The organism is Dyella caseinilytica, from assembly GCF_016865235.1.
Lineage (GTDB): Bacteria > Pseudomonadota > Gammaproteobacteria > Xanthomonadales > Rhodanobacteraceae > Dyella_B > Dyella_B caseinilytica.
On sequence record NZ_CP064030.1, the window covers coordinates 2,036,769 to 2,051,513 of the forward strand.

General features: G+C 58.1%; 4 protein-coding genes. All 4 read left to right on the forward strand.

Annotation, left to right across the window (positions count from 1 at the left end):
- Positions 1–319 precede the first annotated feature (319 nt).
- The 4 genes from aqpZ to ISN74_RS09040 all read left to right on the forward strand — a co-directional run bounded on the left by aqpZ (position 320) and on the right by ISN74_RS09040 (position 14,725).
- On the forward strand, positions 320–1,021 hold the full coding sequence (gene aqpZ, locus ISN74_RS09025) for an aquaporin Z (protein WP_188799008.1): 702 nt from the start codon (positions 320–322) through the stop codon (positions 1,019–1,021).
- 131 nt (positions 1,022–1,152) lie between these two features.
- Positions 1,153–2,145 carry a DedA family protein/thiosulfate sulfurtransferase GlpE gene (locus tag ISN74_RS09030; RefSeq protein ID WP_188799009.1) on the forward strand — a complete coding sequence of 331 codons (993 nt, stop codon included), beginning with the start codon at positions 1,153–1,155 and terminating at the stop codon, positions 2,143–2,145.
- Positions 2,146–2,431: 286 nt separating this feature from the next.
- Positions 2,432–4,513 (forward strand): S46 family peptidase, encoded by a 2,082-nt coding sequence (locus ISN74_RS09035; protein WP_188799010.1) that lies wholly within the window; start codon positions 2,432–2,434, stop codon positions 4,511–4,513.
- A 600-nt stretch (positions 4,514–5,113) separates the two neighbouring features.
- Positions 5,114–14,725 (forward strand): YDG domain-containing protein, encoded by a 9,612-nt coding sequence (locus ISN74_RS09040; RefSeq protein WP_188799011.1) that lies wholly within the window; start codon positions 5,114–5,116, stop codon positions 14,723–14,725.
- Positions 14,726–14,745: the final 20 nt, after the last annotated feature.

A 14,745-nucleotide genomic window follows, 5' to 3' on the forward strand; every position in this document is an offset into this window, starting at 1 on the left:
TGGCGTGGAGGACTCAGCGAACGAGCAGGTGGGTAAGCATGGTAGCGACTGTAAATCGCCTGTTGCGCATGCCCAGCAAGGAGATCATCACATGCAGATACCTTCGTGATTTTCACCGTTTGCTCACGTACGCAGAAGACGTTTCCTATGATTTGAGTGCCAAGGCTTTCGTATCATCACCGCTCGTGGTATTACCAGCTCAGCCACCGCGATGGATCGCAGCGTGGCCTCCGGGGGACGCAAGCCGTCGCAATAAAGAAAGTGCAGCAAACCTCGCTTTGCGTGATTCGCTCATCATTTCTATCGATCGGAGACAACCATGTTCAAACGACTCAGTGCCGAGTTTTTCGGGACCTTCTGGCTAGTACTTGGCGGCTGTGGCACAGCGGTTTTCGCCGCTGGCTTTCCAGGGCTCGGCGTCGGTTTCCTTGGTGTTGCGCTCGCATTCGGGCTTACCGTAGTCACCATGGCCTATGCATGCGCGGGCATTTCCGGTGCGCATTTCAATCCGGCCGTGACGGTGGGCTTGTTCTTTGGCGGCCGCTTCAGCGGCAAGGATGTGATTCCATACATCGTGGTGCAGGTCATTGGCGCTATCGTCGCGGCCGCTGTGATCTATGTCATCGCCAGTGGGAAGGAGGGTTTTGACGCCACGGCCACTGGTTTTGCCTCGAACGGCTACGGTGCGCACTCGCCGGGCGGTTATTCGCTATTGGCCTGCATGGTGAGCGAATTCGTACTGACCGCGATGTTCCTGATCGTGATCCATGGTTCCACCGACCGCCGCGCGCCTGCCGGTTTCGGCCCGCTGGCCATTGGCCTGACCCTGACGATCATCCATCTGATCAGCATTCCGATCACCAATACGTCGGTGAATCCTGCCCGTAGCACGGGTGTTGCCCTGTTCCAGGGAACCTGGGCGATCCAGCAGCTGTGGATGTTTTGGGTAGTGCCGCTGATCGGCGGCGCGGTGGGTGGTTTGATCTTCCGTACCCTGCTGGCCGAAGACTCGTCCAAATAGGGCAGCGGACACCGTTTTAGCAGGGGCTGGTGGCTTGGCCATCCAGCCCTTTTTTCTGCTTGCAATTGATGCCGATTGCCCCAACGATGCGGACTGCCGACATGGCGGAATTCTGATCGAGGGTCACTCCGGTGGCGCATGCGATTATCGAACTGATCGCGGAATACGGCTTACTGCTGGTCTTCATCAATGTATTGGTGGAGCAGGCGGGCGCGCCGGTTCCGGCGGTGCCCACCCTGGTGGTGGCCGGTGCGCTCGCCTCCGCCGGTAAGTTGCCGCTGGGTGCGGTGATCCTGGCAGCGCTGCTTGCCTGCCTGATCGCGGACTTGGCGTGGTATTGGGCGGGACATCGCTTTGGTGCGGCTGTGATGCGCACCCTGTGCCGTATTTCGCTGTCGCCGGATTCCTGCGTGAAGCAATCGGAACTGCGCTTTCAGCGCTGGCGCGGGGGGATTCTGCTGGTCGCGAAATTTATCCCCGGACTATCCACCATCGCACCGCCACTGGCGGGAGCGATGCGATTGAGTCCGCTGGTTTTCTTGCTGATGGATGCGCTTGGCTCGCTGATCTGGATCGGTGTGGTCGTCGGACTGGGTTATGCCTTTGCCCATCAGATCGATCATGTGCTGTTCCTGTTTGCCAGCGCCGGCACGGTGGCGATCGAAGTTATCGTCGCGGCGTTGATCGCCTACGTGCTGGTGAAATGGTGGCAGCGCCGCAAGCTGCTGCTTTCGCTGCGGCTGGCGCGTATCACTGTCGATGAACTGCACCGGCTGATCGAGCTGGGCGACAGGCCGGTGGTGGTTGATGTGCGTTCTCCTGCCGGGCGCATGGTGGATACGCGTGTGATTCCTGGCGCCGTGATGGCGGATTTGCGCACGGTCGAACGGGATATGGAGCAGGTGTCGATCGATCAGGAAGTGGTGATCTATTGCAGCTGCCCCAACGAAGTTTCAGCCGCCAAGGCAGCGAAGGGGCTGATGATGCTGGGTTACCGCCGTGTCCGCCCCTTGCACGGCGGGCTTGATGCGTGGGCGGATGCTGGTTACGCCATCGAACGGCTGACATTGCCGCAAGAGGTGTCATTGAATCCTTCTCCGGCAGCGACGGGCCACGCGCACTGACGCTGTCGTAACGGGAAGTCAGTTTTCCAGGATCGTCATCCTATGTAATGGCGATCGTCAGCTCATTTCAGGCCTTGCAGTTTGCGCTCCTCGACGAGGGGAGCATGCAGACACGGCCGATGAAGACACCGTGTGCTGGTGGCCGGCAAGCAAGTGGGTACGCGTGCACAGGTGACGGGAGGGCAACCCTCTGCCATTGGTCACGTTGTTATGTTGTAACATCGATCTCATACTCAAGGCCTTGCAAAGGTCCACGGCGGACCTTTGTTTCCAGAGGGAGACCGCTATGAAGCAGATATTTGGTTTGGCCTTGGCCGGTCTGTTTGTGGCCGGAACCGGGGCCGCCATGGCTGACGAAGGCATGTGGACGATGGATCACTTGCCTGTGAAGCAGATGCAAGAGCGCTACGGTTTTACGCCCACCCAGCAGTGGATCGATTTGGTGCAGCACGCGTCCCTGCGATTGGCGGAGGGCTGCTCGGGTTCATTCGTGTCGGCCAATGGTTTGGTGATGACCAACCATCATTGCGCCAACAGCTGTCTCTCACAGCTCTCCAAGGGACATCAGGACTACATGTCCAACGGTTACATCGCGCTCAAGCAGGAAGACGAGCCGAAGTGCCCGGATGTCGAGCTCAATCAGCTTGAATCGATCACTGACGTAACCGCGCAGGTCAATGCCGCTACTGCCGGCAAGAGCGGCGCCGATCGCGTGAAGGCTGAGCGTGCTATCGACAGCAAGCTGGAACAGGAATGCGTCAATGGCGATGCCAAGACTTGGCGTTGCGATGTGATCACGCTTTACAACGGTGGCAGCTACTCGCTGTATAAGTATCGCCGCTACCAGGATGTGCGGTTGGTGTTCGCGCCCGAGCAAAGCATTGCCTTCTTCGGCGGCGATCCGGACAACTTCAACTTCCCGCGCTATGACCTGGACGTTACCTTCTTCCGCGCCTATGTCGACGGCAAGCCGGCGAATACACCCCAATATTTCAAGTTCGATACGCAGGGACCCAAAGCGGGCGACATGACTTTCGTGGTGGGCAATCCCGGTTCGACTCGCCGCGGGCTCACCTGGACCCAGCTCTCCGCATTGCGCGATTTCCAGATTGTGCCGGGATACGCACTGCTATCCGAACTGCGTGGCATGTTGTGGGAATACGCCCGTGGTGGCGATGAGCGGGTCAAGGAATCGCAGGAACTGCAGTTCGGTATCGAAAATTCGATCAAGGCCTACAACGGTTGGCTGCAGACACTGGCCGATGACAAGTTTGTGGATCAGAAGCGTGCGCAGGACGCAGCGCTGCGCCAGTGGATGCAGGCGACACCCGAGCGCCACACCAAATACGGTGATCCGTGGACGGAGCTGGACAAAGCACAACAGCGCGGCAAGGAGCTTTCATCGCGCTACATGATGCTTGAGCGCGGCATTGGCTTTGGCCAGTTCGGTGAGTTGTTCAGTGATGCGCGCACCCTGGTACGTGCTGCAGCCGAACGAACCAAGCCGGATGCCGAACGTCTGCCGCAGTACCGTGATGCGAACCTGCCTGCCGTGCAGCAGACGGTGGAATCGGATGTGCCGGTTTATCCGCAATATGAGGAAACTTTGCTGGCCTGGTCGTTGGGTAAGTTGCGGCAGGTGTTGGGTGCGGATGATCCCACCGTGCACGAAGTGCTTGGCAAGGATTCTCCTGATCAACGTGCAAGTGAGCTGGTCAGCGGTACCAAGCTGGCCGATCCGGCCGTGCGCAAGCAGTTGTGGGATGGCGGCGAAAAAGCGATCGAAGCGTCCAGCGATCCGATGATTGCGCTGGCTCGCCAAGTCGACGCGGAGTCACGCAAGATCCGCAAGGCCTATGAAGATGAAGTGATGGCGCCCACCGACAAAGCTAATGAAGTCATCGCCAAAGCCCGCTTCGATCGTGACGGTATGTCCAGCTATCCGGACGCCACCTTCACCCTGCGCCTTTCCTATGGCAAGGTCGTTGGCTGGAATGAAAACGGTGAGCCGGTGCCGCCATTCACGCATGTCGATGGCTTGTACAAGCGTGCAACCGGTGCCGATCCGTTCAAGCTGCCAGAGAGCTGGGTGAAAGCGCAAAGCCAGTTGAATATGTCTACACCGATGGATTTTGTCACCGACAACGACATCATCGGCGGCAATTCTGGTAGCCCGGTGATCAATCGCGAAGGTCATGCTGTGGGCTTGATCTTCGACGGCAATATTCATTCGCTGGGTGGCGACTTCGTTTATGACGGAAGCAATAACCGCGCCGTTGCGGTGGATACCGCCGCGCTGGTCGAAGCGGTGCGTAAGGTCTATGGCTTGCCGCGGTTGGCGGACGAATTGACCCAAGGCCACCTGTAATAGTTGCAGTTCCGCAAACGCCTCGTCCCGACTATGGGGCGGGGCGTTTGCGTATCCGGCGCAAGGTCTCGTGAATCCTGCGACGACGTCTTGTTCATGAGTTTGTTATGCCATTTTTCACAAATGTGAAAGAGACGTTTAGGTGTCCATATTTATTTTGCTTTTTTATTTTTAAGTTCTACAATCAAAACCGCTTCATGTGTGGCAATGTATTGAATTTTCGCAGATTTATTCAGTTTCCTTGGAGGCCATGTCGGGGCGTGGTCTGACTAGAACAACAGCTTGGCGTTGAGACTCATCACCACAAGCCTGTTTGTTGCGGGGAACGTGTCATGGCAACAAGTGGGAGAGTTCCCACGGTGTGTCCATGCAGGGGGAGTTGCTGGCAGAAACCATATGCCGGTTTTCGTTCCCTTTTGTCTATTTGGCGACAGGTGTTCAATCACCTCTGTGTTGTAAGCGCGCATCCGCGCCTCGGCGACGCTTTCTCGTCGTTCGTCTTTCGCTCATCGGTAGCTCATTTCTTCTCGGACCGTGACAACGCGTGCCGTTTGAAAGTGCGCGTGCTCCGGAATCTCTCCTGTGCCGGTGCTCTGAGCCATGAATCACATCTATCGTCTTTGCTGGAATTCCGTTCTCGGGCAGTGGGTCGTTGCGTCCGAGTTGGTAAATCGTGTGGCGCCGGAAGCTGCACCACGTAGGCGTCCAGCTGGCCGTCGAATATGGGCGCTTTCTGCGCTAGCGGCGTCCTTGTGTGCGGCGGGCATCGCATACGCCGGCAACGGCGTTGTTGGCGGGCAGATCGTGTCAGGAACTGGACAGATCCAGCAGATCGGGAATGTGACCACGATCGTGCAGAGCAGCCCCACGCTTAACCTGAACTGGCAAAGCTTTAACATCGCACCCAATCAGACGGTGGATTTCCTGCAGCTCGGCAGCAGCGCGATCGCCATCAACCGCATTTTCAGCAACACACCCAGCGAGATCTACGGTCACCTGAATGCCAATGGCCAGGTGTGGCTGATCAATCCCAACGGAATTCTGTTCGGGCAGAGTGCGCAGGTGAATGTGGGAGGGCTTGTTGCTTCCACGCTGGATCTCGAAAACAACACGCTAACCTCAAGCAGCCGTGTGTTTAGCGGCTCGGGCAAGGGCAGTGTCATCAACGAAGGTTCGATAATCACCGCCAACGGTGGTTATGCGGCCCTGATCGGCAACCAGGTTTCCAATCGCGGTGTGATTCGCGCGCAACTGGGCACGGTTGCCCTGGGCGGTGGTAGCGCGGTCACGCTTACCTTCAGTAACGATCAGTTGCTGCACGTGCAGGTTAATCAGAGCACCTTGAACAATCTGGCGGAGAACCGTCAGTTGATCGTCGCCGATGGTGGCCAGGTGATCATGACTGCTGGTGCGAGGGATGCGTTGCTGGCCAGCGCGGTGAACAACACGGGTATCGTGCAGGCGCAGACGGTCGAGAATCACAACGGAGTCATCAGCCTGGTCGGCGGTATGACGGCCGGTACGGTGAATGTCGGTGGCACACTGGATGCGAGTGCACCAAATGGGGGTAGTGGCGGTTCGATTGAAACCTCGGCGGCCAACTTCAACCTGGCTAGTGATGCGCACATCACGGCGGCTGCACCGCAAGGCAGTGCGGGTACCTGGTTGGTCGACCCTACTAATCTGACCATCGACGCCGCATCGGCATTGACGATTTCAAGCACGCTCAGCGGCGGCACCAATGTTACCGAGCAGACTACCGCCACTGGCGCCTCGGGGATCGGCGTGCAATCGGCGGGTGCTGGCGATATCAATGTCGACGCAGCAATCAGCTGGACAAAACCTGCAACGGGGTCGGCAGGCAATCTCACGTTGCTGGCGTATCACGGCATCAACGTGAATGATTCCGTGACTGGCCCTGGCAGCATCACCATGCAGGCGCAAGGCGCCAATCTGACGATTGCTTCTGGCGCCACGATTACCGGCGGTGCCGGTGTCACTCTTGCTACCGGCGCGAATTTCGTCAACAGCAGCGGCGCATCGGCGGTTTCAACAGGAACGTCAGCTCCATGGCTGATCTATTCCACGAATCCGACGCTGGACACACCAGGCGGCCTTACTCCTGGCTTCATCCAGTACAACGCACCGTACGGAACCGCTTTGACCGCGAACGATACGGGTAACGGTTTCCTGTATAGCCTTGCGCCGGTGCTGAAAATCACCGGCCTTACCGGCACCGTCAGCAAGGTCTATGACGGCACCACCGCGGCAACCATTGCGGGCGCCAACATGACCTCGACCGGCCTGGTAAACGGCAACAAGATCGTTAGCGCGCCTGGGACCTACGGAACGTCGAATGCTGGTACCGGCATTCTGGTGACGGGACCGAATTCGATCGCCAACTTCGTGATGTCGGACTCCACCGGCACGATCCCGGTCTACGGTTACAGCTTTTCTGGTTCTGCTGTCAGCGCAAACATTGGGACGATTACACCAGCGGCCCTCACGGTCTCTATCGTGGGTGATCCTACCGAAGTGTATGACGACACCGTGCAAACGACGGTGGCGTCCGCTAATTATCAGATAGCCGGTTTCGTGTCAGGGCAGGGTGCAACGATCAGTTCGCAAGCGCCCAATAGCTATGCAACACCCGATGTCAGTAATCACATACTGATTACCGCAACGATTTCAAGTTCGGACTTCATCCTCAATGCCGGTACCAGTCTCAGCAATTACACCTTCAACACCACGGCGACGGGTTATGGCTCCGTTACGCCAGCACCAGTGTCGATCAGAAGTGTGCTGGCGAACAGCAAGGTCTACGACGGCACCACGGCCGATACGCTCAACGCGAGCAATGCGAGCCTATATGGCGTACTTTCAGTTGATGCAAGCTCGGTGTCACTGGATACGTCTGGTGCGGCTGGCACATTCAGTCAATCGAACGTCGGCAATGGACTTGCGGTAACGGCCAGCGGTTTCACGCTCACTGGCAGCAAGGCCTACGATTACGCCTTGATCCAGCCAACGAGCCTGACCGCCAATATCACGCCGGCCAACCTGATCGTTATGGGTGTGACGGCCAACGACAAAGTCTACGATGCCACCAACACAGCCACGTTGAATCTCGGCGGTGCGACCCTGGGCGGTTTGGTAGCAGGCGACAATGTCACGCTGTCTGATTCGGCTGCGGCGGCAACGTTCTCACAGTCGAACGTCGGCAACAACCTGGCAGTGACTGCCACCGGCTTCACCATCAGTGGTACGGCGGCGGGCAACTACACGCTCAGTCAGCCTTCGGGCCTTACCGCAAACATTACGCCCGCACCGTTGACGGTGGCATTGACCGGCAACCCGACCAAGATCTATGACGGCACCAATGCCGCTACGCTCACGACGTCTGATTTCTCCGTCAGCGGGTGGGTAGGTGGGCAAAGCGGCACGATTGCGCAAAGTGCCACGTCGACGTACGCCACGCCCAATGCGGGCAGCAACATTACAGTGACGGCGACGCTGGAAGCATCTGATTTCACGACCGCCTCCAACACCTTGCTATCGAACTACAGCTTCCCGAACGCCGTGACGACCACCGGCACGATCAACCCGATCGTGTTGACCGGTTCCATCATCAACAACCCAACCAAGGTTTACGACGGCACAACGATCGCCTCGCTCGATAGTTCCAATTATGCGCTGAACGGTCTGTTGTCCGGCCAGAGCATCACCGTCACACAGACAGCGGGTACTTATGGATCACCCAACGCAGGTGTGGAGACAGTCAGCGCGTCGCTCGATGCATCTGATTACAGTGCCGGCGCGGGCACTTTACTGACCAACTATGTACTGCCTGCGCTGATGAGCGGCTACGGGACCATTACGCCGAAGCCTGTTGGCATCGCCATCAATGCGGCGATCACGGGTAACCCGACCAAGGTTTACGACGGGAACGACGTCGCGACGATTGCGGCCAATGATTTTACCCTGACCGGATTCCTGCCAGGCGATGGCGCTTCGGTAAACCAGACCATTACCGGGCAATACGCGACCGTCAATGTCGGCTCGCAACCGATCACCGCCAACATGGTAGAGGCCGATTTCACACCGAACGCTGGCACCAATCTCAATAACTACACATTCCCGATCACGGCTTACGGCACCGGTACCATTACACCGGCGCCATTGACGGTGGCCATCGTTGGCAATCCCACCAAGGTGTACAACGGTACGACCAGCGTCACGTTGGGGGCATCCAACTTCCAGATCAGTGGCTTCGTCAATGGCGAAGGTGCTTCGTTTACGCCAACGGCGACGAGCAGTTATGACAGTCCAAACGCGGGTACGGAAGGTGTCACCTCCTACCTCGCCATCAGCGAGTTCACCGCCAATCCGGGAACCTTGTTCAGCAACTACACTTTTCCAACGGTTGCAACGGGCACAGGCACGATTACGCAGGCTCCGCTATACATCACCGGTGTCTATGCGACCAATAAGGTCTACAACGCCAATACGGCGGATACGCTCAACGTTGCCAATGCTGCGCTCGCCGGACTTGTTTCCACCGATGCAGGCAAGGTGGATCTGACCTCGGCGACCACAGGTACGTTCTCGCAGTCAAATGTGGGCAATGATCTTACAGTGACGCCTGATGCTTTCAGCATCAGCGGTTCGGAAGCTTCCAATTACACGTTGGTGCAACCGACAGGACTGACCGCCAACATCACGCCCGCAACGCTGACCATCTCGGGTGTCATCGCCAATAGCAAGATCTATGACAACACGACCGCCGATACGCTAAATACGACTGATGCGGTGCTGGATGGTGTTTACAATGGCGACAATGTCACGCTGTCATCCAGTGGCGCGACCAGTGTATTCGGCCAGACCAATGTGGGTAATAACCTGGCTGTTACTGTCGGCGGATTCACTATCGGCGGCACGTCTGCGTCGAATTACATCCTGTCGCAACCGAGCCTCACGGCCAACATCACGCCCGCACCTTTGACGGTCACGGTTACGGGTAATCCCACCAAGACGTATAACGGCAGCAGCAGTGCCACGCTCGTCGCGTCCGATTACACCATCGGTGGCTTCGTGGCAGGGCAGAGCGCCACGCTGCCGCAGACGGCGAGTGCCAGTTATGCCACGCCCAACGCGGGCACGGGTATTGCGGTCAATGCCACGCTGGCGTTATCCGATTATCTGGCTGGGGCGAATACTGATCTTTCAAACTACATCCTGCCTACGACGGGCACCGGTACAGGTACGATCAACCCGATTGTCCTGAACCTTACCGGCCAGCGCGTCTACGACGCTGCCACCGATGCCTCGTACACCTTGTTCGGCAACAACGGCGTGCTCACAGGCATCAACGGTCAATCGCTGCAGTTGGGCGGAACGGGTGAATTGTCGACCAAGAATGTCGGTGTGCAGCAACCTTTCGCGACCGGCGGCCTGGACGGGTTTACGCTGACCGGCATCGGCTCGACCATCTCCAGCAACTACACCCTGGTTGGGGGCACCGATTGGGTGACGATTACGCCGGCCACTTTGACTGTCTCCGGCACAGTCGCTTCCAACAAGATCTATGACGGGACCACCGTCGCGAGCCTGAGCGGTTCGACCCTGGTGGGTTTGTTGGGTGATGACAGCGTGACCCTGGGTAACGACACTACCGGTGCGTTCAACAACAAGAACGTGGGCACCAACAAGCCGGTCAGCACCAGCATGACGATCAGCGGCACGGATGCCAGCAACTACATCATCGTGCAGCCGACGGCGATCACCGCCACTATCACGCCGCTGGGGATCACCGTCGCAGCCGCCGGCAACAACAAGTATTACGACGGCACTACGGCAGCGAACGTCAACTTGACCAGCACCGGCGTGTTGACTGGAGACAGTGTGTCTTTTACCGACAGCTCGGCGCTTTTCAGTCAGAGCAATGTCGGCAATGGTCTGGGCATCGACGTGTCAGGCATTACCGCTGGCGGCAGGGACGGTGGCAACTACACCATCCTCGACCCCACGGCCACTACGAATGCGGACATTCTGCCACGAATCATCAATCTCACCGGGACGCGTGTCTACGATGCGGCTACCGACGCTGATGCGAGTCTGTTTACCAGCAGCGGCTCTATCAACGGTGTGGATGGCCAGACTTTGACGTTGTCCGGGGCGGGAAGTGTATCGAGCAAGAATGTCGGCACCTATACCGGTACGGCACAATTCAACCTCGGTAGTCTGGTGCTCGCGAATGGTACGGGATCGGCCAGCAATTACACGCTGATCGGCGGTACCGATACGTTGACGATTACGCCCTATCTGCTGGCCATCACCGGTGCGACGGCCGAAAACAAAACTTACGATGGCACCACGGCAGCGACGATTACTGGTGCAACGCTTCAGCCTTCCCCGTTCGCCGGAGACAATGTCAGTCTGACCAATGACACCACGGGTACGTTTGCCACCAAGAATGTCGGCAACGATATCACCGTGACGAGCGATATGAGCCTGACCGGCACCGATGCCGGCAACTACAGCATCACGCAACCGACGTTGGCAGCAAACATCACGCCGCTGGGAATTACCGTGGTTGCTGCGGGGCAGAACAAAACCTATGACACCACCGATACGGCCACTGTCAGCTTGAGTAGCAGCGGCGTCATTGCCGGCGACAATATCAGCTTCACCGACAGCTCGGCGCTCTTCACCAGCCCGAATGCGGCCAACGGTGTCCAGATCGATGTCTCGGGCATCAAGGCTGCCGGCACGGATGCCAACAACTACACCATCCTCAACGTCAACGATGCTGCGACGACCAGCGCGAACATCATGCCAGTGGTCATCAATCTTTCCGGCACGCGTGTTTACGATGCCAATACCGACGCTGATGTCTCGCTGTTCGGTCCTGGTGGGGTGGTAAACGGTATCAATGGGCAGACTTTGCAATTGTCGAGCACCAACACCAATGCGCTGCAGTCCAAAAATGTCGGCTCGGAATCGTTCGCTGCGGGTGCCATCGATAATTATTCATTGGGTGGCCTGGATGGTTCGCTGGCTAGCAACTACACGCTGATAGGCGGCACCGATGTCGTCAATATCACGCCAGCCACATTGACGGTGAGCGGCACGGTAGCTTCGAACAAGGTGTACGACGGTAACACCACGGCATCGTTGAGTGGTTCGACCCTGGTGGGTGTGCTTGGCAGCGATGACATCACGCTTGGCAACGACGGCACGGGCACCTTCGCCACCAAGAATGCTGGCAACGGTATCGGCGTTACCACCGATATGACCGTCAGCGGTTCGGATATCGGCAACTACATTCTTGTTCAGCCCACGGGCATTGCCGCCGATATCACGCCGCTGCCGATTACGGTTCTTGCCAGCGGTAACAGCAAGACCTATGACGGCAACACAACCGCCACAGTAAGTTTGAGCAGCACTGGCATCCTGACCGGTGACACGGTGAACTTCAGCGATACGTCGGCCAATTTCAGTACGGCCAATGCTGGCAACGCTATCGGTATTACCGTGGCTGGTCTTTCCGCCAGCGGCGCCGATGCCGGCAACTACACCATAAGCAATCCCAATGATACGGCGACCACCAGCGCCAATATCATGCCGGCCGTGATCAACCTGGCGGGCACACAGGTCTACAACGGAACCACGACTGTCAACGCCAGTTCCTTCGGCTCTAATGGCGTGATCAATGGCGTTGACGGGCAGACGTTGGCATTAAGCGGTACGGGCACTGCATCGAGTAAGGATGTTGGCACGTATTCCCCCTTCGACCTGAACACATTGAGCCTGAATAGCAACGACGGATCGCTGGCGAGTAACTACACGTTGGTGGGTGGTACCGATTCTGTGACGATCACCCCCTATGTGATCAACCTTACCGGTACGCGTCCGTACGATGCCAATGAGGATGCTGATGCCGGTCTGTTCGGCCCCGGCGGCGTGGTGCAAGGTGTCAACGGCGAAACACTGAACGTGGGTGGCTCGGGCATCGTGTCCAGCGCGAATATCGGCACTTATACCGGTACCAGCGAGTTCAATCTCAGCACGCTTGCGCTTTCGAATGGCACCGGCTCGGCCAGCAATTACACGCTGGTGGGCGGCGTCGATACGCTGACCATCACACCCTATGTGCTCAATTTGAGCGGCATACGCGAGTACAACGCCAGCACGGATGCAAGCGCCAGCCTGTTCGGCAACAGCGGCGTGTTGACGGGGGTGGGCGGGCAAACACTGACGCTGGGTGGTGCAGGGACGGTGACGAGCAAGAATGTCGGCACGTATACCGGGCCGGATTTCAGCACGGATGGCTTCACTCTCAGCGGCAATGGTTCGGCGCTCGCCAGCAATTACACGCTGAGCGGCGGCACCGATACCATGCAGATTGTCCCGCTGCCGATTACGGTCACTGCGACAGGTGGCGACAAGACTTATGACGGTACCGATACCGCTTCCGTCGACCTGATCGGTCACGGTTTGCTTGGCGGTGACGTACTTAGCTTTACCGACAGCTCCGCCACCTTCAGCCAGTCCGATGCAGGCAACGGTTTGCAGATCACGGTCAACGGCATTACGGCTGTCGTGGGATCGGGTGATGTTGCTTCGAACTATTCGTTCAATACGACCACTACGACCACTGGCAGCATCAATCCCGCTGTGCTGAGCCTTACTGGCACGCGCGTGTACGACGCGACGACTGGCGCCGATGCCAGCCTGTTCGGCAACAACGGCGTGATCACCGGTGTGGACGGACAAACGTTGACGTTGACGGGTACCGGCACGCTGAGCACCAAGGATGTCGGCCAACGGCAGGCGTTTGCCGTGGATGGCCTGAACGGCTTTACGCTTGCCGGTAACAGCGGGGCCAATCCCAACAATTACACCTTTGTGGGTGGCGACAACTGGGTGAACATCCTGCCTGCGACGTTGTATGTCACCGGCACCACCGCCACCAGCCGTGTGTATGACGGCACCACCACGGATGCGCTGACCGGTTCGCAGCTCTCAGGCCTGTTTGCGGGCGATAGCGTCGCGCTGGGTGATGACACCACGGGGACGTTCGCCAACAAGAACGTGGGCAACGACAAGGCCGTCACGACCAACATGACCATCAGCGGCGCTGACGCAGGCAACTACATTCTGGTGCAGCCAACCGGCCTGACGGCGAATGTCACACCGCTGGCGATCACCGTCTCCGCCACTGGCACCGACAAGGTCTATAACGGCAATACGCTCGATAGTGTGGGCCTGGACAGTGCCGGTGTGATTGCCGGCGATCAGGTGAATTTCGCCAGCACCTCGGCCAACTTCTCTGACAAGAACGTCGGCAATGGCAAGACAGTAACGGTAGACGGCATTAGCGATAGCGGGGCGGATGCGGGCAATTACATCCTGCTCAACACTACCGCGACCACCACGGCCAATATCACCCCGCTGGCCATCACCATCGGGGCCACGGGCACCAACAAGATCTTCGATGGCAACAGCCTGGATACGGTGTCGCTGTATGCCACCGGCGTGCTGCCAGGCGATCAGCTCAGCTTCGCCAATGAATCCGCGCTGTTTGGTAATCCGAATGTGGGCAACGGCAAGACGGTGACTGTGTACGGTATTACGGGCAGTGGCACGGATATCGGCGATTACATCTTCAACACCTCAACGACGACGATCGCCAATATCACCCCCTTGCCGATCACGGTGATAGCCATCGGTACCAACCGTACGTACAACGGTACCGACAACGATGCGGTTCTGCTGAGCGGCGTCGGCCTATTGCCCGGTTACCCGGTCAGCTTTGCTGACGCTTCCGCGTTGTTCGGCAGCCCCTATGTCGGTAACGACAAGCTCGTGACTGTCTCTGGTATTGATCCTACCGGACCGGATGCTGCTGATTACATCGTGACAGACCCCGTCACGACCACAGATGCCGATGTCACCGATCTGGGCACGTTGGGTTCGGGCGTGCAGGGCAGCTGGCTGGCGGCGATTGATGGCGGCGCAGGCATCCAGCCACAGGCGATCGCTACGCCTTATGGCACTGCCGACATGTCCGCCGTCGGCGTGTTTACGGGCAACCAGAAGAAGCGGCATCGCCCGATCGAGCGCAACGTGAATCGCGCCGATTTCCATTCCGGACTTCCCATCAGTGTGCAAAACGGGGGTGTACGGCTTCCCAGTGACGCCTCTCCATAAAGAGCAAGCAACCACGTGGC

Coding starts and splice junctions, on each gene's coding strand:
- ISN74_RS09040 (WP_188799011.1), top strand. CDS start 5,114: ATGAATCACATCTATCGTCTTTGCTGGAATTCCGTTCTCGGGCAGTGG.
- aqpZ (WP_188799008.1), top strand. CDS start 320: ATGTTCAAACGACTCAGTGCCGAGTTTTTCGGGACCTTCTGGCTAGTA.
- ISN74_RS09035 (WP_188799010.1), top strand. CDS start 2,432: ATGAAGCAGATATTTGGTTTGGCCTTGGCCGGTCTGTTTGTGGCCGGA.